Annotated in this window: 21 protein-coding genes and 6 tRNA genes; 22 read left to right on the forward strand and 5 right to left on the reverse strand. The window is 56.5% G+C overall.

All coding sequences use genetic code 11. The features are described from left to right. Nucleotides 1–89 precede the first annotated feature (89 nt). From prpC to prpD, 4 genes are all read left to right on the forward strand, one after another. Nucleotides 90–1,217 (forward strand): 2-methylcitrate synthase, encoded by a 1,128-nt coding sequence (gene prpC, locus N7D90_RS05985; RefSeq protein WP_261741306.1) that lies wholly within the window; start codon nucleotides 90–92, stop codon nucleotides 1,215–1,217. 75 nt (nucleotides 1,218–1,292) lie between these two features. Beyond that, entirely contained in the window at nucleotides 1,293–3,884 is a 2,592-nt protein-coding gene (gene acnD / locus N7D90_RS05990) for a Fe/S-dependent 2-methylisocitrate dehydratase AcnD (RefSeq protein WP_261741307.1), read from the forward strand. Nucleotides 3,885–3,931: 47 nt separating this feature from the next. Beyond that, entirely contained in the window at nucleotides 3,932–5,122 is a 1,191-nt protein-coding gene (prpF, locus tag N7D90_RS05995; RefSeq protein WP_261741308.1) for a 2-methylaconitate cis-trans isomerase PrpF, read from the forward strand. Nucleotides 5,123–5,282: 160 nt separating this feature from the next. Then, entirely contained in the window at nucleotides 5,283–6,767 is a 1,485-nt protein-coding gene (gene prpD, locus N7D90_RS06000) for a 2-methylcitrate dehydratase (protein ID WP_261741309.1), read from the forward strand. Between the two features lie 105 nt (nucleotides 6,768–6,872). On the opposite strand, the gene N7D90_RS06005 is transcribed toward prpD, so the two are convergent. Beyond that, entirely contained in the window at nucleotides 6,873–7,691 is an 819-nt protein-coding gene (locus N7D90_RS06005; protein ID WP_261741310.1) for a pyruvate, water dikinase regulatory protein, read from the reverse strand. Between the two features lie 176 nt (nucleotides 7,692–7,867). Here N7D90_RS06005 and ppsA point away from each other — a divergent pair, with 176 nt between their 5' ends. The 9 genes from ppsA to N7D90_RS06050 all read left to right on the forward strand — a co-directional run bounded on the left by ppsA (nucleotide 7,868) and on the right by N7D90_RS06050 (nucleotide 17,131). Continuing rightward, nucleotides 7,868–10,249 (forward strand): phosphoenolpyruvate synthase, encoded by a 2,382-nt coding sequence (gene ppsA, locus N7D90_RS06010; protein WP_261741311.1) that lies wholly within the window; start codon nucleotides 7,868–7,870, stop codon nucleotides 10,247–10,249. Nucleotides 10,250–10,353: 104 nt separating this feature from the next. Continuing rightward, entirely contained in the window at nucleotides 10,354–11,298 is a 945-nt protein-coding gene (locus N7D90_RS06015; RefSeq protein ID WP_261741312.1) for a lysophospholipase, read from the forward strand. 271 nt (nucleotides 11,299–11,569) lie between these two features. Further along, nucleotides 11,570–12,061, forward strand: a complete 492-nt coding sequence (rraA, locus tag N7D90_RS06020) for a ribonuclease E activity regulator RraA (protein ID WP_261741313.1) — start codon at nucleotides 11,570–11,572, stop codon at nucleotides 12,059–12,061. Nucleotides 12,062–12,085: 24 nt separating this feature from the next. Beyond that, a complete protein-coding gene (locus N7D90_RS06025) occupies nucleotides 12,086–13,081 on the forward strand; it encodes a CorA family divalent cation transporter (RefSeq protein ID WP_261741314.1) in 996 nt (331 codons plus the stop codon). Between the two features lie 63 nt (nucleotides 13,082–13,144). Then, the gene (locus N7D90_RS06030) at nucleotides 13,145–13,390 is read left to right on the forward strand and encodes a CrfX protein (protein WP_261741315.1); all 246 of its coding nucleotides are present in this window, start codon (nucleotides 13,145–13,147) and stop codon (nucleotides 13,388–13,390) included. A 2-nt stretch (nucleotides 13,391–13,392) separates the two neighbouring features. Continuing rightward, entirely contained in the window at nucleotides 13,393–14,217 is an 825-nt protein-coding gene (locus N7D90_RS06035; RefSeq protein ID WP_261741316.1) for a mechanosensitive ion channel family protein, read from the forward strand. Between the two features lie 91 nt (nucleotides 14,218–14,308). Then, nucleotides 14,309–14,899: an RNA polymerase sigma factor SigX gene (gene sigX, locus N7D90_RS06040; RefSeq protein ID WP_029611289.1), complete on the forward strand. Its 591-nt coding sequence runs from the start codon at nucleotides 14,309–14,311 to the stop codon at nucleotides 14,897–14,899. 106 nt (nucleotides 14,900–15,005) lie between these two features. Then, nucleotides 15,006–15,983, forward strand: a complete 978-nt coding sequence (locus N7D90_RS06045; RefSeq protein WP_261741317.1) for an OmpA family protein — start codon at nucleotides 15,006–15,008, stop codon at nucleotides 15,981–15,983. 122 nt (nucleotides 15,984–16,105) lie between these two features. Continuing rightward, on the forward strand, nucleotides 16,106–17,131 hold the full coding sequence (locus N7D90_RS06050; protein WP_261741318.1) for a quinone-dependent dihydroorotate dehydrogenase: 1,026 nt from the start codon (nucleotides 16,106–16,108) through the stop codon (nucleotides 17,129–17,131). Nucleotides 17,132–17,259: 128 nt separating this feature from the next. On the opposite strand, the gene rmf is transcribed toward N7D90_RS06050, so the two are convergent. Both rmf and N7D90_RS06060 read right to left on the reverse strand, forming a co-directional pair. Next, entirely contained in the window at nucleotides 17,260–17,475 is a 216-nt protein-coding gene (gene rmf / locus N7D90_RS06055) for a ribosome modulation factor (protein WP_261741319.1), read from the reverse strand. A 143-nt stretch (nucleotides 17,476–17,618) separates the two neighbouring features. Beyond that, nucleotides 17,619–17,834: a hypothetical protein gene (locus tag N7D90_RS06060; protein WP_261741320.1), complete on the reverse strand. Its 216-nt coding sequence runs from the start codon at nucleotides 17,832–17,834 to the stop codon at nucleotides 17,619–17,621. A 181-nt stretch (nucleotides 17,835–18,015) separates the two neighbouring features. Between N7D90_RS06060 and rlmKL the strand changes: the two genes are divergently transcribed. Further along, the gene (rlmKL, locus tag N7D90_RS06065) at nucleotides 18,016–20,286 is read left to right on the forward strand and encodes a bifunctional 23S rRNA (guanine(2069)-N(7))-methyltransferase RlmK/23S rRNA (guanine(2445)-N(2))-methyltransferase RlmL (protein WP_261741321.1); all 2,271 of its coding nucleotides are present in this window, start codon (nucleotides 18,016–18,018) and stop codon (nucleotides 20,284–20,286) included. A 191-nt stretch (nucleotides 20,287–20,477) separates the two neighbouring features. On the opposite strand, the gene dacB is transcribed toward rlmKL, so the two are convergent. Continuing rightward, complete coding sequence (gene dacB, locus N7D90_RS06070) at nucleotides 20,478–21,944, reverse strand: D-alanyl-D-alanine carboxypeptidase/D-alanyl-D-alanine-endopeptidase (protein ID WP_261741322.1); 1,467 nt, start codon at nucleotides 21,942–21,944, stop codon at nucleotides 20,478–20,480. A gap of 233 nt (nucleotides 21,945–22,177) precedes the next feature. Here dacB and N7D90_RS06075 point away from each other — a divergent pair, with 233 nt between their 5' ends. Next, nucleotides 22,178–22,522, forward strand: a complete 345-nt coding sequence (locus tag N7D90_RS06075; protein WP_261741323.1) for a YggL family protein — start codon at nucleotides 22,178–22,180, stop codon at nucleotides 22,520–22,522. A 151-nt stretch (nucleotides 22,523–22,673) separates the two neighbouring features. On the opposite strand, the gene N7D90_RS06080 is transcribed toward N7D90_RS06075, so the two are convergent. Continuing rightward, nucleotides 22,674–23,432: a hypothetical protein gene (locus N7D90_RS06080; RefSeq protein ID WP_261741324.1), complete on the reverse strand. Its 759-nt coding sequence runs from the start codon at nucleotides 23,430–23,432 to the stop codon at nucleotides 22,674–22,676. A gap of 330 nt (nucleotides 23,433–23,762) precedes the next feature. Between N7D90_RS06080 and N7D90_RS06085 the strand changes: the two genes are divergently transcribed. The 7 genes from N7D90_RS06085 to N7D90_RS06115 all read left to right on the forward strand — a co-directional run bounded on the left by N7D90_RS06085 (nucleotide 23,763) and on the right by N7D90_RS06115 (nucleotide 25,700). Beyond that, nucleotides 23,763–23,838: transfer RNA gene (locus N7D90_RS06085), tRNA-Glu, on the forward strand. A 2-nt stretch (nucleotides 23,839–23,840) separates the two neighbouring features. Further along, a tRNA-Gly gene (locus N7D90_RS06090) sits at nucleotides 23,841–23,916 on the forward strand. A gap of 101 nt (nucleotides 23,917–24,017) precedes the next feature. Beyond that, nucleotides 24,018–24,093, forward strand: a tRNA-Glu gene (locus N7D90_RS06095). Nucleotides 24,094–24,098: 5 nt separating this feature from the next. After that, nucleotides 24,099–24,174, forward strand: a tRNA-Gly gene (locus tag N7D90_RS06100). 101 nt (nucleotides 24,175–24,275) lie between these two features. Then, nucleotides 24,276–24,351 (forward strand) — tRNA-Glu (locus tag N7D90_RS06105). A gap of 5 nt (nucleotides 24,352–24,356) precedes the next feature. Beyond that, nucleotides 24,357–24,432 (forward strand) — tRNA-Gly (locus tag N7D90_RS06110). A 245-nt stretch (nucleotides 24,433–24,677) separates the two neighbouring features. After that, entirely contained in the window at nucleotides 24,678–25,700 is a 1,023-nt protein-coding gene (locus N7D90_RS06115; RefSeq protein ID WP_261741325.1) for an ABC transporter substrate-binding protein, read from the forward strand. Nucleotides 25,701–25,707: the final 7 nt, after the last annotated feature.

The raw sequence follows: 25,707 nt of genomic DNA on the forward strand, positions 1-25,707 counted from the left end.
ACGTTCGCGAGCAGGCTCGCTCCCACAGTGGTATGTATTGAATCAAGTAGTTGCCGAATCCCTAACAAATTCAAGATTGGAGAAGCGCAATGGCCGAAGCAAAAGTATTGAGTGGTGCCGGGTTACGCGGCCAGGTCGCCGGGCAAACAGCCCTGTCCACCGTAGGTCAGGAAGGCGCGGGCCTCACTTATCGTGGATATGACGTACGCGAACTGGCAGCCGATGCCCGCTTCGAGGAAGTGGCTTACCTGCTGCTGTACGGCGAACTGCCTACCAAAGCCGAATTGGCTGCATACACGACCAAACTGCAAAAGCTGCGAGATCTGCCACAAGCACTGAAAGAAGTGCTGGAGCGCATTCCCGCTGACGCTCACCCGATGGACGTGATGCGCACCGGATGTTCGTTCCTGGGCAACATCGAGCCGGAGAAAGACTTCTCCGAGCAGCATGACAAGACCGACCGACTGCTGGCCGCTTTCCCGGCGATCATGTGCTACTGGTATCGCTTCAGCCACGATGGCAAACGTATCAACTGCGTGACCGACGAAGAGTCCATCGGTGGCCACTTCCTGCACTTGCTGCACGACAAGAAGCCGAGCGAGTTGCACGTTAAAGTGATGAACGTGTCGCTGATCCTCTACGCCGAGCACGAATTCAACGCCTCGACCTTCACCGCGCGGGTGTGTGCATCGACCCTGTCCGACCTGTACTCGTGCATCACGGCAGCCATCGGCTCGCTGCGCGGCCCGTTGCACGGTGGCGCCAACGAAGCGGCGATGGAAATGATCGAGCGCTTCGGTTCTGCGCAAGAGGCGGTGGAAGGCACCCTCGGCATGCTGGCGCGCAAGGACAAGATCATGGGCTTTGGCCACGCGATCTACAAAGACAGCGATCCGCGTAACGAGGTGATCAAGGGCTGGTCGAAAAAACTGGCAGACGAAGTGGGCGACACCGTGTTGTTCAAGGTTTCCGAAGCAATCGACAAGACCATGTGGGAGCAAAAGAAGCTGTTCCCCAACGCCGACTTCTACCATGCCTCGGCGTACCACTTCATGGGCATCCCGACCAAGCTGTTCACTCCGATCTTTGTCTGCTCACGCCTCACCGGCTGGGCTGCGCATGTGTTCGAACAGCGCGCCAACAACCGCATCATCCGTCCGAGCGCCGAGTACATCGGCGTAGAACAGCGCAAGTTCGTGCCAATCGAGCGTCGCTGAGTGAGGAAGCTGGCTTGCGCTGATTGCGCAAGCCAGTTCCCCCTTTTGTAACTACCGTGATCGAGTCCTGCGCCAATGAATACTGAATTTCGCAAAACACTACCGGGCACCCGGCTGGATTACTTCGACACCCGCGCGGCAGTCGATGCGATCAAGCCCGGCGCTTACGACACCCTGCCTTACACCTCCCGCGTACTGGCCGAAAACCTGGTGCGCCGCTGTGATCCGGCAACCCTGAATGCCTCGCTGAGCCAGTTGATTGATCGCAAGCGCGATCTCGACTTTCCATGGTTCCCGGCACGCGTGGTGTGCCACGACATTCTGGGCCAGACCGCGCTGGTCGACCTCGCCGGTTTGCGTGACGCCATCGCCCAGCAAGGCGGTGACCCGGCCCAGGTCAACCCGGTGGTGCCGACCCAACTGATCGTCGACCACTCGCTGGCGGTGGAATGCGGCGGTTACGACCCCGAGGCGTTTGAAAAGAACCGCGCCATCGAAGACCGTCGTAACGAAGACCGTTTCCACTTTATCGAGTGGACCAAAAAGGCCTTTAAAAACGTCGACGTGATCCCGCCAGGCAACGGCATCATGCACCAGATCAACCTGGAGAAAATGTCTCCGGTGATCCAGGTGCGCGACGGCGTGGCCTTCCCGGACACCTGCGTGGGCACTGACAGTCACACCCCGCACGTCGACTCCCTGGGCGTGATCGCCATTGGGGTCGGCGGCCTTGAAGCTGAAAGCGTGATGCTTGGCCGTGCTTCGTGGATGCGCCTGCCGGAAATCGTCGGTGTTGAGCTGACCGGCAAGCTGCAACCGGGCATTACCGCCACCGATATGGTGCTGGCACTGACCGAGTTCCTGCGCCAGCAAAAAGTGGTCGGTGCCTGGCTGGAGTTCTTCGGTGAAGGCGCCGCCGCGCTGACCCTAGGCGACCGTGCAACCATCTCCAACATGGCCCCGGAATACGGCGCCACGGCAGCGATGTTCTACATCGACCAGCAAACCATCGACTACCTCAAACTGACCGGTCGCGAAGACCAGCAAGTGCAGCTTGTAGAAAACTATGCCAAGGTCAGCGGCCTGTGGGGCGACAGCCTCAAGGGCGCGCAATACGAGCGTAACCTGAGCTTTGATCTGTCATCCGTGGTGCGCAACATGGCTGGCCCGAGCAACCCGCACGCTCGCGTCGCAACCTCCGATCTGGCCGCCAAGGGCATCGCCGGTCAATGGGACGACGTGCCGGGGCAAATGCCCGACGGCGCGGTGATCATCGCGGCCATCACCAGTTGCACCAACACCAGCAACCCGCGCAACGTGATTGCTGCGGGGCTGATGGCACGCAACGCCAACAAGCTCGGTCTGGCTCGCAAGCCGTGGGTCAAAACTTCGCTGGCGCCAGGCTCAAAAACCGTTGCCCTGTACCTCGACGAAGCCGGCTTGACCCACGAACTGGAGAAGTTGGGCTTTGGTGTAGTGGCGTTTGCCTGCACTACATGCAACGGTATGTCCGGCGCACTGGACCCGGTTATTCAGCAGGAAATCATCGATCGCGACCTGTATGCCACCGCCGTACTGTCGGGTAATCGCAACTTTGACGGGCGAATTCACCCGTACGCCAAGCAGGCGTTTCTCGCCTCACCACCGCTGGTGGTGGCCTATGCGATTGCCGGGACCATCCGTTTCGATATCGAAAAAGACGTGCTGGGCCTGGATGCCGACGGCAAGGAAATCCGCCTGAAAGACATCTGGCCGAGCGACGAAGAAATCGACGCCGTGGTCAAGGCTGCGGTCAAGCCGGAGCAGTTCCGCAAGGTGTACATCCCGATGTTCGCCATTCACGAAGACACCGGTCCGAAAGTCGAGCCGCTGTATGACTGGCGCCCGCAGAGCACTTACATCCGCCGTCCTCCGTATTGGGAAGGTGCGCTGGCCGGTGCGCGTCCACTCAAAGGCATGCGCCCACTGGCAGTGCTGCCGGACAACATCACCACCGACCACTTGTCGCCGTCCAACGCCATCATGCTCGACAGCGCTGCAGGCGAGTACCTGGCGAAAATGGGCCTGCCGGAAGTCGACTTCAACTCTTACGCAACTCACCGTGGCGACCATTTGACCGCCCAGCGCGCAACCTTTGCCAACCCGAAACTGTTCAATGAAATGGTGATCGAGGACGGCAAGGTCAAGCAGGGCTCGCTGACCCGACTTGAGCCCGAAGGCCAGGTGATGCGCATGTGGGAGGCCATTGAAACCTACATGGAACGCAAGCAACCGCTGATCATCATTGCGGGCGCCGACTACGGCCAGGGCTCTTCCCGTGACTGGGCGGCCAAAGGTGTGCGCCTGGCGGGTGTCGAAGCCATTGCTGCTGAAGGCTTTGAGCGTATTCACCGCACCAATCTTGTAGGTATGGGTGTATTGCCGCTGGAATTTATGCCGGGTACCAACCGTAAAACCCTGCAGATCGACGGCAGCGAAACCTACGACGTGATCGGCGAGCGCACTCCGCGTGCCACGCTGACCCTGGTGATTACCCGCAAAAATGGCGAGCGCGTCGAAGTGCCCGTGACTTGCCGTCTGGACACGGCTGAAGAAGTTTCGATCTATGAAGCGGGCGGCGTGTTGCAGCGCTTTGCCCAGGACTTCCTGGAATCAGCCACCGCGTGATCACTGCGCCGGGGCCCTGTGCCCCGGCCTTAACAGGACTGTGTTTTATGGCCTATGCAGCGCAAATCAAAATCCCCGCGACTTACATGCGCGGAGGCACCAGTAAAGGCGTGTTTTTCAGTCTGCTCGACTTGCCGGCCGTGGCCCAAGTGCCGGGTGCGGCCCGTGATGCCTTGCTGTTGCGGGTAATCGGCAGCCCCGATCCCTATGAAAAGCAAATTGACGGCATGGGCGCGGCGACTTCCAGCACCAGCAAAACCGTGATCGTAAGCAAAAGCCTGCACGCCGATCATGACGTGGACTACCTGTTCGGTCAGGTAGCTATCGACAAGCCTTTCGTGGACTGGAGCGGCAACTGCGGCAACCTGTCGGCGGCCGTGGGCTCGTTTGCCGTCAGCAGCGGTCTGGTGGATGCCAGCCGAATTCCGCTTAACGGTACGGCTGTGGTGCGTATCTGGCAGGCCAATATCAGCAAAACCATCATTGCCCATGTACCGATCACTGACGGTGCGGTGCAGGAAACCGGTGGTTTTGAACTCGATGGCGTGACCTTTCCGGCAGCCGAAGTTCAGCTGGAGTTCCTTAACCCTGCGGCGGATGAAGAGGGCGCAGGTGGTTCGATGTTCCCGACTGGCAATCTGGTAGATGACCTTGAAGTGCCGGGTGTGGGCACCTTGAACGTAACCATGATCAATGCCGGGATTCCGACGATTTTCGTTAATGCGCGGGACATCGGTTACACCGGTGCTGAACTGCAAAACGACATCAACAGCGATCCGAAAGCCTTGGCCATGTTCGAAACCATTCGCGCTCACGGCGCGTTGCGCATGGGTCTGATCGACAAGCTTGAAGATGCCGCCAAGCGCCAGCACACGCCCAAGGTCGCGTTTGTGGCACCGCCAGTGGCTTATGTGTCATCCAGCGGCAAGCCGGTGGCGGCACAGGACGTGGACTTGCTGGTGCGGGCCTTGTCGATGGGCAAGTTGCACCACGCGATGATGGGCACTGCTGCGGTGGCAATCGGTACGGCGGCGGCGATTCCAGGCTCGCTGGTCAATCTGGCTGCGGGCGGCGAGTTACGCAGTGCCGTGCGCTTCGGACATCCGTCGGGCACCTTGCGCGTGGGCGCTGAAGCACGGCAGGTCAATGGCGAATGGGTCGTGACCAAAGCCATCATGAGCCGCAGCGCGCGAGTCTTGATGGAAGGCTGGGTGCGAGTGCCGGGCGATTCGTTTTGAATGCGTGAATCCTTTGCCCTCACCCCAATCCTCTCCCTTTGGGAAAGGATTGGGGTGAGGGCTTTTGATTTGGATACATCAAGCGGGCACTCCAGACCCGCAAAAGCACGATGACCCTGAGGATGGAACTCGACACTTACCCACTCTTTGGAGAAACCCCATGAGCGCCAACGTCGACCTCAACAACCGCCCGGACTATGACCAGGTTTTGCAGGACATAGCCGATTATGTCCTGACCTACAAAATTACCTCTCCCGAAGCCCTTAACACCGCGCGCAACTGCCTGATGGACACCTTGGGCTGCGGCCTGCTGGCGTTGCGTTTCCCGGAGTGCACCAAACACCTGGGGCCGATTGTCGAGGGTACGGTGGTGCCGTTTGGTGCACGGGTGCCGGGTACTTCGCATCGTCTCGACCCGGTCAAGGCTGCATGGGACATTGGCTGCATCGTGCGTTGGCTGGATTACAACGACACCTGGCTGGCGGCGGAGTGGGGGCATCCTTCGGACAACCTGGGCGGTATTCTGGCGGTGGCCGATCACCTGTCGCAAAAGCGTGTAGCCAATGGAGAAGCGCCGCTTACGGTACGGGCAGTGCTCGAAGCCATGATCATGGCCCATGAGATTCAGGGCGTGATTGCCCTGGAAAACTCCTTCAACCGTGTCGGTCTGGACCATGTGTTGCTGGTCAAGGTCGCCTCAACGGCGGTCTGCGCCAAGCTGATGGGGGCCAATCGCGAGCAGTTGCTGTCGGCCTTGTCCCACGCTTTTGTGGATGGGCAGGCACTGCGTACCTATCGTCATGCGCCGAACGCGGGGTCGCGCAAATCCTGGGCAGCCGGGGATGCGTCAAGTCGCGGCGTGCGCTTAGCCGATATCGCGCTGCGAGGCGAGATGGGGGTTCCCGGGGTGCTTACGGCACCACAGTGGGGTTTTTACGATGTGCTGTTCAGTCATACCAATAAGGATCTGGCGCTCAAGTCCGAAGGTCAGCGCCAGTTCAGCCTGAGCCAGCCCTATGGCACGTATGTAATGGAAAACGTGCTGTTCAAGATCAGCTTTCCGGCCGAGTTCCATGCGCAGACGGCGTGCGAAGCGGCGGTGACGCTGCATCCGCAGGTCAGGAATCGTCTGCATGAAATCGAAAAAATCGTGATTACAACCCATGAATCGGCGATTCGGATCATTTCCAAGCAAGGCAAATTGGCCAACGCAGCGGACCGGGATCATTGCATTCAATACATGACGGCCGTGCCGCTGGCCTTTGGCAATCTGGTAGCCGAGCAATATGAAGATGACTTTCACGCGGCGCATCCGATCATCGATGAGTTGCGCGAGAAGATGGTAGTGGTCGAAGATCCGCGCTACACCCGCGAGTATCTGGAGGCCGATAAGCGCTCGATCGCCAATGCTATTCAGGTGTTTTTCTCCGATGGCACCTGCACAGAGCAAGTGGTGGTGGAGTATCCAATTGGCCATCGCCGGCGTCGGGCAGAAGGGATTCCATTGCTGGAAGACAAGTTCAAGGCCAATTTGGCGACCCGTTTCGTGGGTCAGCGTTGTGCTGAAATTTTCGCGCTGTGCAAGGACCAGGCTGCGTTGGAGGCGATGCCGGTTAACCGGTTTGTGGACCTGCTGGTGATTTGAATTTTGTAGCCGCTGCCGAAGGCTGCGATAAGGGCCGAAGGAACTTCAGGGCCTGCGCACCCCATCGCAGCCTGCGGCAGCGGCTACACGCAGGCAGTGCTGCGATTACTTGAAGCGCCGCTCCACGCCTTTTTCGACCAGAATCTTGGCCGAGATTTCTTCTACCGAGAAGTGTGTGGAGTTGATGTGCGGGATGTTTTCGCGCTGGAACAGGCGCTCTACTTCGCGGACTTCAAATTCGCACTGGGCAAAACTGGAATAGCGGCTGTTGGGCTTGCGCTCGTTACGAATGGCCGTCAAGCGGTCCGGGTCGATGGTCAGGCCAAACAGCTTGTGTTTGTGCTCGCGCAGGGCCGCAGGCAGCTTGAGGTTTTCCATATCGTCATCGGTCAGCGGGTAGTTGGCTGCACGGATGCCGAATTGCATGGCCATATACAGGCAGGTTGGGGTTTTGCCGCAACGCGATACGCCCACCAGAATCAGGTCGGCCTTGTCATATTTGTGAGTGCGGGCGCCGTCGTCGTTGTCGAGGGCAAAGTTCACCGCCTCGATACGCTCCATATAGTTGGAGTTATGCCCGATAGAGTGGGATTTACCCACCGAGTAGGAGGAGTGCTCACCCAGTGCCTGTTCCAGTGGCGCCAGGAAGCTGGAGAAGATGTCGATCATGAAACCATTGGACGTGGCGAGGATCTCGCGAATGTCCTGATTGACGATAGTGTCGAAAATTATCGGGCTAAAGCCGTCTTTTTCGGCGGCGTTATCGATTTGTTGTACCATCGCCCGGGCTTTTTCCACGCTGTCTATATAGGGGCGTGTGAACTTGCTGAAGGTCACATTTTCGAATTGTGCCAACAAACTTTGACCGAGGTTTTCGGCCGTAATGCCGGTGCCATCGGAGATAAAGAAAGCAGATCGTTTCATTTGCGCCTAGGCCCTTAAGCTGGTGACGATTCTTGGATATGATAGGCGCGATTTTGTCGCGCTACATGGCAGGCAGTGTCACTTATTTTCCGGGTCCAGGCCACAATCGCTGCGATGCCTCATGATGAGGGTCCAGCGCCCTGAGCTTTTCCAACACAGTTAGTGGAGAGATCACCTTGGTAGAGTACGTAGTTTCCCTCGATAAGCTCGGCGTCCATGATGTAGAGCACGTGGGGGGCAAGAACGCATCCCTCGGCGAGATGATCAGTAATCTTGCAGGCGCTGGTGTTTCAGTTCCCGGTGGCTTCGCCACTACTTCTCAGGCATATCGTGATTTTCTTGAGCTGAGTGGTTTGAACGACCAGATCCATGCTGCGCTGGATGCGCTGGATGTTGATGACGTTAATGCTTTGGCAAAAACAGGTGCCCAGATCCGTAAATGGATCATGGAAGCCGAGTTCCCGGAGAAGCTTAACGCCGAAATTCGTACCGCCTTTGCCACCCTGTCCCAAGGCAACCCGGACATGGCTGTTGCCGTGCGTTCCTCGGCTACCGCCGAAGACTTGCCGGATGCGTCCTTTGCCGGTCAGCAAGAAACTTTCCTGAACATTCGTGGCGTTGAAAACGTGATTCGTGCGGCCAAGGAGGTATTTGCCTCCTTGTTCAACGACCGTGCGATTTCTTACCGCGTGCACCAGGGCTTCGACCACAAACTGGTCGCCCTGTCGGCAGGCGTGCAGCGCATGGTGCGCTCTGAAACCGGCACCGCTGGCGTGATGTTCACCCTGGACACTGAGTCGGGCTTCCGTGATGTAGTGTTTATCACCGGCGCCTACGGCCTAGGTGAAACCGTCGTACAAGGCGCGGTAAACCCGGACGAGTTCTACGTCCACAAACAAACTCTGGAAGCGGGCCGCCCGGCGATTTTGCGTCGCAACCTGGGCAGCAAAGCCATCAAGATGATTTACGGCGCCGAAGCCACGGCCGGTAAATCGGTCAAGGTGATCGACGTAGACAAAGCCGATCGTGCACGTTTCTGTCTGACCGACGCTGAAGTCAGCGAACTGGCCAAACAAGCGATGATCATCGAAAAGCACTACAAGTGCCCGATGGACATCGAGTGGGCCAAAGACGGTGATGACGGCAAGCTGTACATCGTTCAGGCACGTCCTGAAACCGTGAAAAGCCGCAGCACCGGTAACGTCATGGAGCGTTACCTGCTCAAGGAAACCGGCACCGTGCTCGCTGAAGGTCGCGCCATTGGCCAGCGTATTGGTGCGGGCAAGGTTCGCATCATTAAAGACGTGTCGGAAATGGACAAGGTCCAGCCGGGCGATGTGTTGGTGTCGGACATGACCGACCCAGACTGGGAACCGGTAATGAAGCGTGCCAGCGCCATCGTGACCAACCGTGGTGGTCGTACCTGCCATGCGGCAATTATCGCTCGCGAGCTGGGTATCCCGGCTGTGGTGGGCTGCGGCAACGCGACCCAGCTGTTGAAAGACGGCCAGGGCGTTACTGTTTCGTGTGCTGAAGGCGATACGGGCTTTATTTTCGAAGGCGAGTTGGGCTTCGATATCAAGAAAAACTCCGTGGATGCCATGCCTGATCTGCCGTTCAAGATCATGATGAACGTCGGCAACCCGGATCGTGCGTTTGACTTCGCGCAACTGCCGAACGCCGGTGTGGGCCTGGCCCGCCTTGAGTTCATCATCAACCGCATGATCGGTGTGCACCCCAAGGCGCTGCTGAACTACGACGGTCTGCCGCAGGAAATCAAGGACAGCGTCGACAAGCGCATCGCGGGCTACAACGATCCTGTTGGCTTCTACGTTGAAAAACTGGTTGAAGGCATCAGCACCTTGGCTGGCGCGTTTACCCCGAAGAAAGTGATTGTGCGTCTGTCGGACTTCAAGTCCAACGAATACGCCAACTTGATCGGCGGCAAGCTCTACGAGCCGGAAGAAGAAAACCCGATGCTGGGCTTCCGTGGTGCTTCGCGTTACATCAGCGAAAACTTCCGCGATTGCTTCGAGCTGGAGTGCCGTGCGCTCAAGCGCGTACGCAACGAGATGGGCTTTACCAACGTTGAAATCATGGTGCCGTTCGTACGCACCTTGGGTGAAGCGAGCCAGGTGATCGATCTGCTGGCTGAAAACGGTCTGAAACGCGGCGAAAACGGTCTGCGCATCATCATGATGTGTGAATTGCCGTCCAACGCGATTCTGGCTGAAGAGTTCCTTGAGTTCTTCGACGGCTTCTCCATCGGATCCAACGACCTGACTCAGCTGACCTTGGGGCTGGATCGTGACTCCGGTGTGATCGCGCATCTGTTTGACGAGCGCAATCCTGCGGTCAAAAAGCTTCTGTCCAACGCCATTCAGGCGTGCAACAAGGCTGGCAAATACATCGGTATTTGCGGCCAGGGCCCGTCCGATCACCCGGATCTGGCGCTGTGGTTGATGGAGCAGGGCATTGAAAGTGTTTCCCTGAACCCGGACAGCGTGCTGGAAACCTGGTTCTTCCTGGCAGAAGGTCAGGCTCAGGCTCAGGCATAAGTCGTTGAGAGAGGGGCAGGGCAGCCACACGGCTGCTCTGCTCTTTATAAGCAGTGGTAGGGCGAGTTCCTGAGTGAAGTCGCCCTTTTTTGTGCAAGAGCATTATGCAAAGCAGCAGTCTCCTTTTTCCCGTTGCCCTGATTAGCGCTGAGCGTCGGGGCGATTTGAGCGAAGACGTTTATCGCTTGAAACCCGCCAACAGCCCGGATATTTCCGTTGAGCTGGTGGTGACTCGACTGGGCATGGCCGACGATAGCCAAGTGCGGGGCGTGCCGGTCATCCTGTTACATGGCAGCTTTTCCAATCGACGTTTCTGGTACTCGCCTAAAGGCGTGGGGCTCGGGGCGTTTTTGGCTCGTGCCGGGTTTGATGTGTGGCTGCCTGAAATGCGCGGTCACGGTCTTTCGTCGCGCAATATTGCCTGGGGCAAAAACCGCGTGGCGGATTACGCTCGCTACGATTTGCCTGCCATCGTGGCATTTGTGCGCGAGTTGAGCGGTCAGGTTCCGCACTGGATTGGTCATTCCCAGGGCGCCATCAGTTTGGCCGCGGCTCTCGGGGGGCAATACCTGAACGATAAGGACGTGGCGTCGGCAGCGTTCTTCGGCTGCCAGATCAATCGCCGCTATTGGTCGCTGAAAATTCCGCCGGTGCAGTGGGGCGCTTATTTGTTGTTGAAGCGCTTCAAGCAGCTATCAGGTACGCGGCTTAAGCGTGGGCCGGAAGATGAGCCGATCAGCATCGCTCTGGAAGCCTTGCGCTGGAATGGCTTTATGGGGCGTTTCAAGGACGCCGAGCAAGACTGGTGGGCAGGGTTGGCCGAGGTTCAGGTACCCGCTCTGGTGGTGGCCGCTGTGGGTGATCGGCAAACACCGGAGTGGGCATGCCGAAAGTTGTTCGATCAATTGGGTTCAGAGCAGCGCAAGTTCGTGTGCCTAGGGCGTGAGCACGGTTTCAGCTCTGACTTCAGTCATGTCGAAATGCTGGTCAGCCAGCCCGCTCAGCAAGAAGTGTGGCCGTTGGTGCGTAATTGGTTGAGCGAGCTGTAGCCGCTGCTGCTTCGCAGGCAGGAGTAACAGAAAATTTCAACCGTGGGAGCTATCCTGCTCGCGAACGACTTTCGCGAGCAGGATAGCTCCCACAAGAGTGGTTGATTTGTGACGCGATTGGCGAGCTTGGTCATACTTTGTTGCTTTAATCCAAACTGGCTCTCATGGTGGGGTGCTGTGAATCTATAAAGCCAGCCTTCACCAAAGCGTCTATAACCATAGTGCTACCGTTGTTTTCACTGTTGTGCCCACCCTGAACAGGAGATTTCCCGTGAATCACTACATCACTCCCGATCTGTGCGATGCCTACCCTGAGTTGGTACAGGTGCTTGAACCGATGTTCAGCAACTTTGGCGGGCGCGACTCCTTTGGTGGAGAGATCGTGACCATCAAGTGTTTCGAGGACAACTCCCGGGTCAAGGAACAGGCAGAGCTCGAGGGTCAGGGCAAAGTGCTGGTAGTGGATGGTGGAGGCTCTCTGCGCCACGCCTTGCTGGGCGACATGATTGCCGAGAGGGCCGCGAAAAATGGCTGGGAAGGCATAGTGATTTACGGCTGTATCCGCGATGTCGATGTGCTCGCTCAAACTGATCTCGGAGTGCAGGCCTTGGCCAGTCATCCGCTCAAGAGCGTCAGGCGCGGTGTGGGTGATGTGAATGTGCCGGTGACGTTTGCCGGCGTCACGTTCCGCCCCGGAGAATTCATTTATGCCGACAACAATGGCGTTATCATTTCACCAACTGCTCTGAAAATGCCGGGCTAAACGTATTACTACTAAGGATCACGGATGTTCGAGGACGAAAACGCTCAATGGGGGCTGGTGCATGCGCTGGTGTTGGATGGGGAAGGCGGTGCGCGTGCGATTGCACGTACCGAACTGAACGATCTGCAGTTGCAGCCTCACGAAAGTGTCTGGTTGCACTGGGATCGCAGTCACCCGCAGACCCAGAGCTGGCTCCGTGATTCGAGCGGTTTAAGTGATTTCAGCTGTGATTTGCTGCTTGAAGAAAATACCCGTCCGCGCTTGGTGTCGTTGCCCAACAATGAGCTGCTGCTGTTTATGCGTGGGGTCAACCTGAACCCTGGTGCAGAGCCGGAAGACATGGTTTCACTGCGTATTTTCGGCAGTGCGCAGCGGGTTATCTCGCTGCGCATGCGTCCGTTGCGGGCTACCGATGAGCTGCTCGGTGAGTTTGCCCAAGGTGAAGGCCCGAAAACCCCTTCTGAGTTGATCCTGTATCTGGCCCAGCACCTGACGTTGAAGGTGCAGGATTTGATCGGAGATCTATCAGAAATCGTCGACGACGAAGAAGATAAGATAGATGCCGACGAACGGTATACCCCCGACCACAACTCCATTTTGCAGGTTCGTCGAAGGGCTGCCGCCTTGCGTCGTTTTCTGGCCCCGCAGCGGGATATTTTCGGACAGCTAACCCGTATCAAATTGCCGTGGTTTAGCGCAGATGATTCCGACTACTGGAACGAATTGAACAACAGCCTGACCCGCTATCTGGAAGAGCTTGAGCTGACCCGCGAGCGTGTGGGGCTGGTGCTGGAGTCTGAAGATCGGCGTTTGAACGTGCGCATGAGCCGCATCATGTATCGCTTCGGCGTACTCACGGGGATCTTCCTGCCGATCACCTTTATTACCGGTTTGCTGGGGATCAATGTGGGGGGCGTACCGTTCTCCAATGACCCTTATGGTTTTGCGGTGACCTGCAGTGTGATGCTGATTATCGGAGCGGGGCAGTGGTGGTTTTATCGCCGCTTGCAATGGCTTTGAGTGGGGCGAATGTGACCCCGGTAAAAGTCCCTGCGTCTTTTACTGACTTACCGAGAGGTGCTTATGCACGATCCGTTTGAACAGTCTTTACGTGAAATGCTCAAAGCGCCTACGTCAAATCGTGACGACGACGCTTGCCTGGGCCGCGTACTGAAAACCGCTAACCGTCAGGTTGGCGCGGGAGACCTTTTCAGTCTGCTGGGGCGTTGGGTACAAGCACTGATGATTGCTTTGAACAGCGGTTCGGCTCATATTGCGCCCGTTTCGCGGCGCAAACCTGCTGCTCGTCCTGTTGATAAGGCTGATTGAACATGGAATTGAATGTCTGGACCCAAAGCCTGGTCGCGGCAATGACTGCCTTGTGGACCAAGATTGCCAACTTTATTCCCAACCTTTTCGGGGCGTTGGTCGTGGTACTGCTGGGCTTCGTGGTTGCAAAACTGCTTGACGCCCTGCTGTCGAAGTTGCTCGCCAAACTGGGCCTTGATCGCCTGATGGGCGGGACGGGTCTTACCAAAATACTGGCGCGGGTCGGTATTCAAGTGCCGATTTCGACGTTGATCGGCAAAATCGTGTACTGGTTTGTGCTGTTGGTATTTCTGGTTTCGGCGGCGCAGTCACTGGGCCTCGATCGAGTGTCGTCTGCGTTGGACTTGCTGACGGTATATCTGCCCAAGGTCTTTGGTGCGCTGCTGGTCTTGCTGGCCGGTGTGCTGCTGGCACAGGTGCTCAATGGCCTGGTACGCGGGGCTGCCGAAAGTGTAGGTTTTGATTACGCCGGTGGTTTGGGTCGGGTTACTCAAGGCCTGGTCATTATCATCAGTATATCGGTGGCTATTAGCCAGCTAGAGGTCAAAACCGACCTGCTGAACCATGTCATCGTGATCGTGCTGATTACCGTTGGTCTGGCCATTGCTCTGGCAATGGGGCTGGGTAGCCGGGAAATTGCGGGGCAGATACTTGCCGGGATCTATGTGCGTGAGTTGTATCAAGTTGGGCAGGAAGTACGAGTAGGCGGGGTCGAAGGGCAGATCGAAGAGATCGGCACGGTTAAAACCACGTTGCTGACCGATGAGGGTGAGCTAGTCTCCCTCTCGAATCGGATCTTGCTGGAACAGCACGTAACCAGTCGCTGATGCGGCAAACCCTGCTAATGTACGCCGCCGCGAAAAAGCCTTGATTTACAGGCTGCGGCGGACATTGACCTGACTGTTGGCACAACTCGTTTTGAATAAAGCCCAATCGCTATCCATGCGCTATGACCCCCGCGAGCTCTCTGATGAGGAGCTGGTGGCGCGCTCGCATGATGAGTTGTTTCACGTGACGCGCGCCTATGAAGAGCTGATGCGGCGTTACCAACGAACTTTGTTCAACGTTTGTTCAAGGTATTTAGGGAACGATAGGGACGCTGATGATGTCTGTCAGGAAGTAATGCTTAAAGTGCTGTACGGTTTGAAAAATTTCGAAGGCAAATCGAAATTCAAGACATGGCTATATAGCATCACTTACAACGAATGCATTACGCAGTATCGCAAGGAACGGCGAAAGCGTCGCTTGATGGACGCATTAAGTATTGACCCCCTCGAGGAAGCGTCCGAAGAAAAGGCGCCGAAACCTGAGGAAAAGGGCGGACTTGATCGCTGGCTGGTGCATGTGAACCCGATTGATCGGGAAATTTTAGTGCTGCGTTTTGTCGCAGAACTGGAATTTCAGGAAATCGCAGACATAATGCATATGGGTTTGAGTGCGACAAAAATGCGTTACAAGCGCGCTCTAGATAAATTGCGTGAGAAATTTGCGGGTATTGCTGAAACTTAGTTCAGCGCAAATGGCTCTACGTGTAGGCAAGGTCTGATAGACTTGCCGCCGAGTTGTCCCCCGGTATGTGGGACTGCTTTACAATCACCAGATGGGGATTTAACGGATGAAACTGAAAAACACCTTGGGCATTGCCATTGGTTCCTTTGTAGCCGCAACTTCGTTCGGTGCCCTGGCACAAGGCCAAGGCGCGGTCGAGGGTGAACTGTTCTACAAAAAACAGTACAACGACAGCGTCAATCACGTAGAAGACGGCTTCAACCCAGGCGCATCGATCGGTTACTTCCTGACCGACGACGTTTCGTTGAACCTGACCTACGACAAAACCAACCACACCCGTTCGAATGACGGCACTGGCAACCAGAAAATCAAAGGCGACAACTTTGGTCTGAACGCTCAGTACCACTTCGGCACCGTAGGCGACGCTCTGCGTCCATACGTTTCCGGTGGTGTTGCTCACAAGAGCATGACCAACGTTGAGGCTGATGGCCACAGCGGTCGCGATCACTCTACTTTCCTGACTGCAGGCGCCGGTGTTAAGTGGTACATCACTGACAACCTGTTCGCCCGTGCAGGCGTTGAAGCTGACTACAAACTGGACAACGGCAAGTGGGACTACGCTCCTACTGTTGGCCTGGGTGTGAACTTCGGCGGCAACGGCGGTAAAGTAGCTCCTGCTCCAGTTCCAGCTCCAGCACCAATCGCTGAGCCAGAGCCAGAAGCTCCGATCGCTGAAGTTGTTCGCGTTGAACTTGACGTGAAATTCGACTTCGACAAGTCGGTTGTTAAATCGCAGTACATGCCTGACATCAACAACGTTGCTGATTTCATGAAGCAGTACCCTGCGACCAACACCACTGTTGCTGGTTACACTGACAGCGTAGGTCCAGACGCCTACAACCAGAAACTGTCGCAGCGTCGTGCTGACGCTGTTCGTGCAGCTCTGGTTAACCAAGGTGTTGCAGCTAACCGTGTAGACGCAGTCGGCCACGGTAAAGCCAACCCAGTTGCAAGCAACGCAACTGAAGAAGGCCGTGCTCTGAACCGTCGCGTAGAAGCTACCGTTCAAGCAGAAGCTAAGTAATTTTTTAGCTCGGCTGTTCAGAAAAACCCGGCTTAGGCCGGGTTTTTCTTTGCCTGTGATTTAGCGGGCCGCACAGCTATAATTGCGTTCTTTTCAAACTACCCTTTGAGTCCAATCAGCCCATGTATAACCTGGCCCGCCAGTTGCTCTTCAAACTCTCCCCTGAAACCTCTCACGATCTGTCTTTGGACTTGATCGGTGCGGGCGGCCGTCTTGGGCTTAACGGTTTGTTGTGCAAGGCGCCGGCAAGGTTGCCAGTGACGGTGATGGGGCTCGATTTTCCGAACCCGGTCGGGCTGGCCGCGGGGCTGGATAAAAACGGTGCAGCCATCGATGGTTTTGCACAGCTGGGCTTTGGTTTCGTTGAGGTTGGCACGGTCACGCCGCGCCCTCAGCCGGGCAATCCAAAGCCACGAATTTTCCGCTTGCCTGAAGCGCAGGCAATCATCAATCGCATGGGTTTTAACAACCTCGGGGTTGATCACTTGCTGACGCGGGTTCAGGCAGCCAAGTACAAGGGCATTCTGGGGATCAATATCGGCAAGAACTTCGATACCCCGGTGGAGCGTGCAGTCGATGACTACTTGATCTGCCTGGACAAGGTGTATGCCCACGCCAGCTATGTGACGGTGAACGTCAGCTCGCCGAACACGCCTGGTCTGCGCAGCCTGCAATTTGGCGATTCGCTCAAGCAGTTGCTCGAAGCCCTGCAGTTGCGTCAGAACGAACTGACGCAGCGCCACGGAAAGCGCGTACCGCTGGCGATCAAGATTGCCCCTGACATGACTGACGAAGAAACCGTGCTCGTGGCTCAGGCGCTGCTTGAGACGGGTATGGACGCAGTTATTGCCACCAACACCACCTTGAGTCGTGTGGGTGTTGAGGGTATGGAACATGGTGACGAGGCGGGTGGCTTGTCGGGTGCGCCAGTACGGGAAAAAAGCACTCACACGGTCCAGGTGCTGGCAGGTGAACTGGCAGGCCGGATGCCGATCATTGCTGCAGGCGGGATCACTGAAGGCAAGCACGCAGCAGAGAAAATCGCTGCGGGTGCGAGCCTGGTGCAGATCTACTCGGGCTTTATCTACAAAGGCCCGGCCTTGATTCGCGAAGCAGTCGATGCCATTTCTGCCTTGCCTCGAAAATAAGTAGCGACGTAACAGACAGGCAATAAAAAGGGCTCCCCTAAGGAGCCCCTGGGCCGAAGCCCGCCGCCTGGATAGGGCGGCAAGGTTGAGTCGTTACAGCTTAGAGGTGATGTCGGATTTGCCCAGAGTTAGCCGACGGCGTGAAGTTCGTTGAGTTTGTGGATGCCCGCAGTGCCAGTCATACCGTCCCAGTTGTCGCCGCGTCCTTCGCGCCAGCCGTTAATCCAGGCTTGGCGTACCGACGGTAGAGTAAAAGGGCAAAGCTCACGGGATTTTCCGTTAACACCGTATTGATATCCGCGTAAGAAAGCTTTTTCCAACGGATCACGCTTAAGTCTTCTCATAGGGTATTGCCCTCACTTGTTGACTGTTTTGTTTAGCGTCGACCTGACTGAGGTCGGGGCAGAGTGTTCTGCCGTTGGTGTGCTCGCTGCCGGCGTGGCGAGCATTTTGTTATGGCCTGTGCGGCGATAACCTGTGTTGAGTTCTAACCAATGCGCCAAGGCGTGTGAATGATCGTTTTGTCATAAGGACGTAACGATATTGGTGTTATGGCCATAAGTAAGGTCGTTTTTTCGCCGCCGAAAACGGCCAAAGCCTGATAGGGCGAGTGTTTACAAAGATGATGCGTTTCATTCTCTGCTGCGAATATCCGCCTGTTTTGCTGGGGCACTATTCGACGAAGGGTCTGAATATCACTCATCGTTTCTCCATGAATGACCTGCCTCTGCGTCTAAACTCTTCGTGCCTCAGGGCATGAATGACGCCTCGGTGGAATGGCACAGTTTCGTGCCACACGAGCGCTCTTCAAGAAAAGCGCTTGATTGAAAACGGAGCAGGCAATGCGTTGCCTTCTCACTGATAGCTAAAAGCCCAGGAATCCCATGTCGGATCGTTACGAACTCTTCCTTACCTGCCCCAAAGGCCTTGAAGGCCTGCTCCTCGAAGAGGCCACCGGCCTTGGCCTTGAGGAAGCTCGCGAGCATACCTCGGCCATTCGTGGCATGGCGGATATGGAAACTGCCTACCGCTTGTGTCTGTGGTCGCGCCTTGCAAACCGTGTGTTGCTGGTGCTCAAGCGCTTCCCGATGAAAGATGCGGAAGACCTGTACCACGGCGTTCTGGACATTGAGTGGCATGACCACATGGTCCCGGATGGCACGCTGGCCGTTGAATTCAGTGGCCACGGCTCGGGCATCGACAACACCCACTTTGGCGCCCTGAAAGTAAAAGACGCCATCGTCGACAAATTGCGTACGCCGTCTGGCGAGCGTCCGTCCATCGATAAGATCAGCCCCGACATGCGCATCCATTTGCGTCTGGATCGCGGTGAGGCGATTTTGTCCCTGGATCTGTCGGGTCACAGCTTGCACCAGCGTGGGTATCGTCTTCAGCAAGGTGCTGCACCGCTGAAGGAAAACCTCGCGGCGGCCATCCTGATTCGTGCAGGCTGGCCACGTCTGGCTGCCGAAGGCGCAGCCCTGGCTGACCCGATGTGTGGTGTGGGTACGTTCCTGGTTGAAGGCTCGATGATTGCAGCCGACATGGCACCCAACCTCAACCGCATTCACTGGGGTTTTGATGCCTGGCTCGGTCACGTGCCGGCCATCTGGAAAAAGCTTCACCAGGAAGCGACTGAGCGTGCAGAAGCCGGTATGGCCAAGCCGCCGTTGTGGATTCGTGGTTATGAAGCCGACCCGCGCCTGATTCAGCCAGCGCGCAACAACATCGAGCGTGCGGGCCTGAGCCACTGGATCAAAATCTACCAGGGTGAAGTGGCGACATTTGAGCCGCGCCCGGACCAGAACCAGAAAGGCCTGGTCATCTGCAACCCTCCGTACGGCGAACGTCTGGGTGACGAGGCGAGCTTGCTCTACCTCTACCAGAACCTTGGTGAGCGTCTGCGTCAGGCCTGTTTGAACTGGGAGGCTGCGGTGTTTACCGGTGCCCCGGATCTGGGCAAGCGCATGGGCATCCGTAGCCACAAACAGTATTCGTTCTGGAACGGCGCGTTGCCGTGCAAGCTGCTGTTGATCAAGGTTGTGCCGGATCAGTTCGTGACGGGTGAGCGACGTACCCCTGAGCAGCGTCAGATCGATCGCGAGCAGGCTGAGTCGGATCTGCCGTCGAACATCGAAGCGCCAGGCAAGTACGAGAAGTTCAACAAGAACGGCAACCCGATCAAGCCGGTTCCGGTGGTGATCGAGCAGCCGCGCTTGAGTGAAGGCGGGCAGATGTTTGCCAATCGCCTGCAAAAGAATCTCAAGGCACTGGGCAAGTGGGTCAAGCGCGAAGGCATCGATTGCTACCGTGTATATGATGCCGATATGCCTGAATACTCGATGGCTATCGACCTGTATCACGACTGGGTTCACGTCCAGGAATACGTGGCACCGAAATCAATTGACCCGGTAAAAGCCTCTGAACGCATGTTTGATGCCCTGGCGGCCATTCCGCAGGCGCTGAACATCGACAAGAACCGCGTGATCGTCAAGCGTCGCGAGCGTCAGAGCGGCACCAAGCAGTACGAGCGTCAAAGTGCTCAGGGCAAGTTCACCGAGGTCAATGAAGGCGGCGTTAAGCTGCTGGTGAACCTCACGGACTACCTGGACACCGGTCTGTTCCTGGATCACCGCCCAATGCGCATGCGTATTCAGAAAGAAGCTGAAGGCAAGCGCTTCCTCAACCTGTACTGCTACACCGCAACGGCCAGTGTGCATGCGGCAAATGGCGGTGCGCGTAGCACTACCAGCGTCGACTTGTCGAAAACCTATCTGGATTGGGCGCGTCGCAACCTGTCCCTGAACGGCTTCTCGGACAAGAACCGCCTGGAGCAAGGCGATGTGATGGTATGGCTGGATGCCTGCCGTGAAGAGTACGACCTGATCTTTATCGATCCGCCGACCTTCTCCAACTCCAAGCGCATGGAAGGCATCTTCGATGTGCAGCGCGATCACGTGCAATTGCTGGATCTGGCCATGGCGCGTTTGGCGCCGGGTGGGGTGCTGTATTTCTCGAACAACTTCCGCAAATTCATCCTCGATGAAAACCTGGAAGCGCGTTATGCGGTCGAAGAAATTACTGCCAGCACTATCGATCCGGACTTTGCTCGCAACGGCAAAATCCACCGTGCCTGGAAAATCATGGCCCGCTAAGGGTGTGTGAGTGCTGGTCTGCCTGCTTCTTGTAGAGGTGGGCCTGTAGTGGGAGCGAGCCTGCTCGCGATGGCGTCACCTCGGCTTTGCGTCTAACCGAGTCGCCTGCATCGCGAGCAGGCTCGCTCCCACAATAAAAAACGCCCCTGATCTTGCGATCAGGGGCGTTTTTTTATTGCCTGGCAAACGCCTTATTGCGCGATGGACACCGCACTGTTGGCTACTTGCGGCTGGCGATACAGGTCGAGCAGCACTTGGTCGAGAATCGCCGAAGCGCCCCATGGGCGGGGGTCGTTGAGGATAGCGACCACTGCCCAGGTGTTGCCGTTGCTGTCGCGGCTAAAGCCGGAAATTGCGCGCACGGTATTGAGCGTGCCGGTCTTGATATGTGCCTGGCCGTTCATGGCTGTGGTTTTCAGGCGTTTGCGCATGGTGCCGTCTTTGCCGGCAATCGGCATGGAGCTGATGAACTCGGCAGCGTAGGGGCTTTTCCAGGCTGCCTGGAGCATTTGTGCCATTTCACGGGCACTGACGCGCTCGGCCCGCGACAGGCCGGAGCCGTTCTCCATGACCAGGTGCGGGGCGGTAATGCCTTTCTTCGCTAGCCATTGGCGCACGACACGCTGGGCCGCTTTGGCGTCGTCACCGTCGGCATCGTTGCGGAACTGTGCTCCGAGGCTCAGGAACAACTGCTGGGCCATGGTGTTGTTGCTGTACTTGTTGATGTCGCGAATGATCTCGGCCAGGTCTGGCGAGAAGGCCCGCGCCAGCAATTTGGCATTTTTTGGCACGCTGGCCTGACGGTCCTGGCCCTGAATGCTGCCGCCCAGCTCTTTCCAGATGGCGCGTACCGCTCCAGCGGTGTAGGTCGCATGATCAAGCAGTGACAGATAGGTCTGCGAGTTGCAGCCATCGGCCAGTTGCCCGCTGACGGTGACCAGTACCGAGCCGTCAGCTTGCGTTACCGGGTTGTAGCGTACGTCACCGGTGCATTGCTTGGAGTTGAGGGCTTTTACCTGGTTGTCGATCTTGATGCTGGCAATCGGTGGCTCAACCGAGATCAGGACCTTGCCTGAGTCGTTGCGTGCCACGAAGCGCAGGGCTTTAAGGTTGACCATCAGTGAGTCGGGTTTGACCAGGAACGGTTTGTTCTTGTCATTGCCGTCGTCGTTGAATGCCGGGAGTTGCGGTTGTTCGAAGAAGTTGCGATCAAGCACCAGATCGCCGGTCACCTGCTGCACGCCATTGGCACGCAGATCGCGCATCAGCAGCCAGAGCTTTTCCATGTTGAGCTTGGGATCGCCGCCGCCCTTGAGGTACAGGTTGCCTTGCAGGATCCCGTTGTTCAGGGTGCCATCTGTGTAGAACTCGGTTTTCCATTGATGGGTCGGGCCAAGCATTTCCAGAGCGGCGTAGGTGGTCACCAGCTTCATGGTGGAGGCCGGGTTCATGGATACATCGGCGTTGTAAACGGTTGGGATGCCGGGGCCGTTGAGTGGCAACAGGACAAGAGACAGTGCATCGTCCTGCAGTTTGTTGGTCTTGAGCGCTTGCTGAACTTTGGGCGAAAGAGTGGTGTTGACAGGGGCGGCGTTGGCGCCGAAGGCCAGTGGCAAAAACAGGCTGGCAAGAAACAGTGGCCGTAAAGATTTGATCATATGAAGTAAAACCCTGCAGGCGAGGGAAAAAAATAAGAGGGCATGATAATAAGTTCCCTCAATGGTCTTAAAAGTGTCGGCATTATGCCCCAAGCTTGTCGGGCTTGTGCATCCACCTGTTGCCGGGTTTGGCGGTTTAAGTATAGAAAACGATGAACCGTTCGCACGGAACCGGGCAAGGGTTCTCTTAAACTGCTAAAGTGCCGCCCGTTATTACTTAAGAGGATTGTTCAATGGCTACTAATCGTTCCCAGCGTCTGCGCAAAAAACTGTGCGTTGATGAATTTCAGGAGTTGGGTTTTGAGCTGAACCTGGATTTCAAAGAAGACCTGTCGGAAGAGGCTATCGATGCATTCCTGGCAGCTTTCCTGGCTGAAGCCATGGAAGCTAACGGCCTGGGTTATGTTGGCGGCGACGACTACGGTCTGGTTTGCCTGCAAAAGCGTGGCTCGGTCAGCGAAGAACAGCGTGCAGCTGTTGAATCCTGGTTGAAAGCGCGCCCAGAGCTGAGCAGCGTTGAAGTTAGCCCGCTGTTGGACGTGTGGTACCCGGAAAAGCCGATCAATCCGGTAGCCTGACGTCAAATATAAAGGCAGCCCAAGGGCTGCCTTTATATGTTTGCCCCTCTGACCTGTCCTGGGTCGAGCATCGAATTCCTTGGCCCTACTGCACGCAATGATCTGCGTGATTTCGCGTGGGCCAGTGTTTCGTAGCAGCTGCACATATGCCTCAGTCGTAGATGGACTTTTTCTTCCAGTCAGCATCGGTGTCGTCTGTTTTCAGGCCTTCGGTCAATTCGTTGACTTCTTCCGTAGTCGGCTCAAGAGTGCTCAGCACCTGTGCGTTGGCGCGTGCCAGTTGCGCTTCGAAATCCTTTATCTGAGCGTTGTACATGGCGGGTACCGGCTGTTTGCGCAAGTACTGCACGGCGCGCTCAAAGGCCAAGCGTGCTTGTGCTGGCTGGTCCTTCTGCAGGGCGATTTTGCCCAGATTGTTAAAAAATTCGATATGCACAACGACCAGCAGGTGGCGGATCTCCTTGATCCACTGTTTGGCTTCGTTGGTCGGTAAATACCCATCCTTGGCCGCCCGGGTAATCTGACCGTGCAGGGTCTCAAGCAAAAAGCGCACGTCCTTGGCTTTGGCTTCAGTCAGGATAGGATTCGGCGGGTTGTTGACAGGTATCGACTCGCCTTTGGCAATCAGCCCATTGAGTTCGGTTACCTGGGCTTTTAGCGCCGCGCTGGATTTTTGCAGGAGCAGCAGGCGCTGTGTCGCATTGAGCTCAAGGCGTGTCAGCAGCAGCTTGAGGCCAGGTGACATCAGTTGCCCGGGAAAGGTCTCGTTGACCTCGCTGCAGCGACGTATACGGTCGTTGAACTCGACCTTGAGGCGAGCTTTTTCCAGTTTGTTGTTTTCCACAACATGGTTCATGTAGACGATAGCGATCAATAGTGCGATCCCGACGACGACAAGCAGGGCGATCATGGAAGGCGTCAACGTTAAAACCTCTTCTGGGTGTGGATGCGCTGTCTCGGTGAGATCTGCCGGCCTGACTATATAGAGGCTTAGGATCGATGTGCAGCAAACTGCCATCACTGAGGCCCGGCAATCATAGCGCCTTGTAGGGTGTCGGAATATAGGCGCCAGGAGCTTGGCTTGCGCCTATGTACGAAAATGCCTTAATAGTCGGGAAGTCATTGATTTCAATATATTTTCATATTGGGGTTGACGACCTTCCAATCCATCCCTAGAATGCGCGCCAATTGCAGCGTAAAGCGAACAGCCAAACGCATGTAACCAGTGAAGTTGTAGCGTGTCCCCTTCGTCTAGTGGCCTAGGACACCGCCCTTTCACGGCGGTAACAGGGGTTCGAGTCCCCTAGGGGACGCCATTGCGGGAATAGCTCAGTTGGTAGAGCACGACCTTGCCAAGGTCGGGGTCGCGAGTTCGAGTCTCGTTTCCCGCTCCATTTTTAAGCAGCTTTGCTCTCGGGCGAAGTTGAGTGAAAGCCAAGACATCAGCTTTTGTTGATGATCTGGCACTGAAACGTACTTGTATGTTTCGGGCAACGTCCCCTTCGTCTAGTGGCCTAGGACACCGCCCTTTCACGGCGGTAACAGGGGTTCGAGTCCCCTAGGGGACGCCATTATTGCGGGAATAGCTCAGTTGGTAGAGCACGACCTTGCCAAGGTCGGGGTCGCGAGTTCGAGTCTCGTTTCCCGCTCCATTTTTAAGCAGCTTTGCTCTCGGGCGAAGTTGAGTGAAAGCCAAGACATCAGCTTTTGTTGGTGATCTGGCACTGAAACGTACTTGTATGTTTCGGGCAACGTCCCCTTCGTCTAGTGGCCTAGGACACCGCCCTTTCACGGCGGTAACAGGGGTTCGAGTCCCCTAGGGGACGCCATTATTGCGGGAATAGCTCAGTTGGTAGAGCACGACCTTGCCAAGGTCGGGGTCGCGAGTTCGAGTCTCGTTTCCCGCTCCAAATTTTGTTTTTTGGAGCTACGCAGTTTCAAAAAACACACAGAAAGCAGCCTTATGGCTGCTTTTTGCGTTTCTGCGTTTCTATTTTCCAGCGAGCATCCGTTCGGTGTGCTCTGAATCGCTATCTGAATTTCAGCGGCTACGCTACAGGTGTGGCGGGGATTCATTTGCCCGACTGTTGAGTGCGCGCAAGGAAATGCTACTTGCTTAATCACGCCTCTTGGGCGGATCAACAAGAGAATCTGTATGAACAATGTGAAGAAGTGGCTCGGCGGGCCGCTATTGGCGTTTTTGCTTCTCACGCAGCCGGTGCTGGCCGACAACTCGGCAGCGCCGGTTCACTTCGGTGACATTACCTGGGAGAGCGGCAGCCTGATTACTGAAGTGCTGCGCCTGATCACCGAAAAAGGCTACGGCGTTGCAACCGACACCTTGCCCGGCAGCACCGTGAGCCTGGAGGCCGCCCTGGCCAAAAATGACATTCAAGTCATTGGCGAAGAGTGGGCCGGGCGCAGCCCCGTGTGGATCAAGGCTGAAGCCGAGGGCAAGGTTTTCGGTTTGGGAGACATCGTCAAGAACGCCAGTGAAGGCTGGTGGGTGCCCGAATATGTGATCAAGGGCGACCCGGAAAAAGGCATCAAGGCGTTGGCCCCGGACTTGAAGTCGGTAAATGATTTGGCCCGCTACAAAGACGTGTTTCGCGATCAGGAAGACCCGACCCGTGGTCGCTTCCTCAATAGCCCTACCGGTTGGACCTCCGAAACTGTGAACAGCCAGAAGCTCAAGGCTTACGGGCTAGACAAGGATTTCGTCAACTTCCGCACCGGATCAGGCGCGGCGCTGGATGCCGAAGTCAGCTCCTCGATTCGTCGTGGCAAGCCGGTGTTGTTCTACTACTGGTCACCGACCCCGCTGATCGGGCGCTACAAATTGATCAAGCTCGAAGAACCAGCCTTTGACGCCGAAGCCTGGAAGACCCTGGCTGACGTCAACAACCCCAACCCCAAGGGCACGCGCTCATTACCGGCAAAGCTGGCGATTGGCGTATCAGCACCTTTCAAAGCCCAATACCCGCAATTGGTCGAGTTTTATCAAAAGGTCGATTTCCCTATTGAGTTGCTCAACACGACCCTGGCCCAGATGAGCGAGAAACGCACCGAGCCGCGTAAGGCTGCCGAAGCCTTTTTGCGCGAACAACCGCAAATCTGGCATGCCTGGGTGACCCCGCAAGCGGCTGAAAAAGTCGATGCAGCGCTCAAGTCCAACTAACCCATTG

It is taken from the genome of Pseudomonas fragi, assembly GCF_025426255.1.
GTDB lineage: Bacteria > Pseudomonadota > Gammaproteobacteria > Pseudomonadales > Pseudomonadaceae > Aquipseudomonas > Aquipseudomonas kulmbachensis.

What these genes read in the sequence shown, in the direction of transcription:
- prpC (WP_261741306.1), top strand. Translation starts at nt 90, where the DNA reads ATGGCCGAAGCAAAAGTATTGAGTGGTGCCGGGTTACGCGGCCAGGTC.
- acnD (WP_261741307.1), top strand. Translation starts at nt 1,293, where the DNA reads ATGAATACTGAATTTCGCAAAACACTACCGGGCACCCGGCTGGATTAC.
- prpF (WP_261741308.1), top strand. Translation starts at nt 3,932, where the DNA reads ATGGCCTATGCAGCGCAAATCAAAATCCCCGCGACTTACATGCGCGGA.
- prpD (WP_261741309.1), top strand. Translation starts at nt 5,283, where the DNA reads ATGAGCGCCAACGTCGACCTCAACAACCGCCCGGACTATGACCAGGTT.
- N7D90_RS06005 (WP_261741310.1), bottom strand. Translation starts at nt 7,691, where the DNA reads ATGAAACGATCTGCTTTCTTTATCTCCGATGGCACCGGCATTACGGCC.
- N7D90_RS06015 (WP_261741312.1), top strand. Translation starts at nt 10,354, where the DNA reads ATGCAAAGCAGCAGTCTCCTTTTTCCCGTTGCCCTGATTAGCGCTGAG.
- N7D90_RS06025 (WP_261741314.1), top strand. Translation starts at nt 12,086, where the DNA reads ATGTTCGAGGACGAAAACGCTCAATGGGGGCTGGTGCATGCGCTGGTG.
- N7D90_RS06030 (WP_261741315.1), top strand. Translation starts at nt 13,145, where the DNA reads ATGCACGATCCGTTTGAACAGTCTTTACGTGAAATGCTCAAAGCGCCT.
- N7D90_RS06035 (WP_261741316.1), top strand. Translation starts at nt 13,393, where the DNA reads ATGGAATTGAATGTCTGGACCCAAAGCCTGGTCGCGGCAATGACTGCC.
- N7D90_RS06045 (WP_261741317.1), top strand. Translation starts at nt 15,006, where the DNA reads ATGAAACTGAAAAACACCTTGGGCATTGCCATTGGTTCCTTTGTAGCC.
- N7D90_RS06050 (WP_261741318.1), top strand. Translation starts at nt 16,106, where the DNA reads ATGTATAACCTGGCCCGCCAGTTGCTCTTCAAACTCTCCCCTGAAACC.
- rmf (WP_261741319.1), bottom strand. Translation starts at nt 17,475, where the DNA reads ATGAGAAGACTTAAGCGTGATCCGTTGGAAAAAGCTTTCTTACGCGGA.
- N7D90_RS06060 (WP_261741320.1), bottom strand. Translation starts at nt 17,834, where the DNA reads ATGAGTGATATTCAGACCCTTCGTCGAATAGTGCCCCAGCAAAACAGG.
- rlmKL (WP_261741321.1), top strand. Translation starts at nt 18,016, where the DNA reads ATGTCGGATCGTTACGAACTCTTCCTTACCTGCCCCAAAGGCCTTGAA.
- dacB (WP_261741322.1), bottom strand. Translation starts at nt 21,944, where the DNA reads ATGATCAAATCTTTACGGCCACTGTTTCTTGCCAGCCTGTTTTTGCCA.
- N7D90_RS06075 (WP_261741323.1), top strand. Translation starts at nt 22,178, where the DNA reads ATGGCTACTAATCGTTCCCAGCGTCTGCGCAAAAAACTGTGCGTTGAT.
- N7D90_RS06080 (WP_261741324.1), bottom strand. Translation starts at nt 23,432, where the DNA reads ATGATCGCCCTGCTTGTCGTCGTCGGGATCGCACTATTGATCGCTATC.
- N7D90_RS06115 (WP_261741325.1), top strand. Translation starts at nt 24,678, where the DNA reads ATGAACAATGTGAAGAAGTGGCTCGGCGGGCCGCTATTGGCGTTTTTG.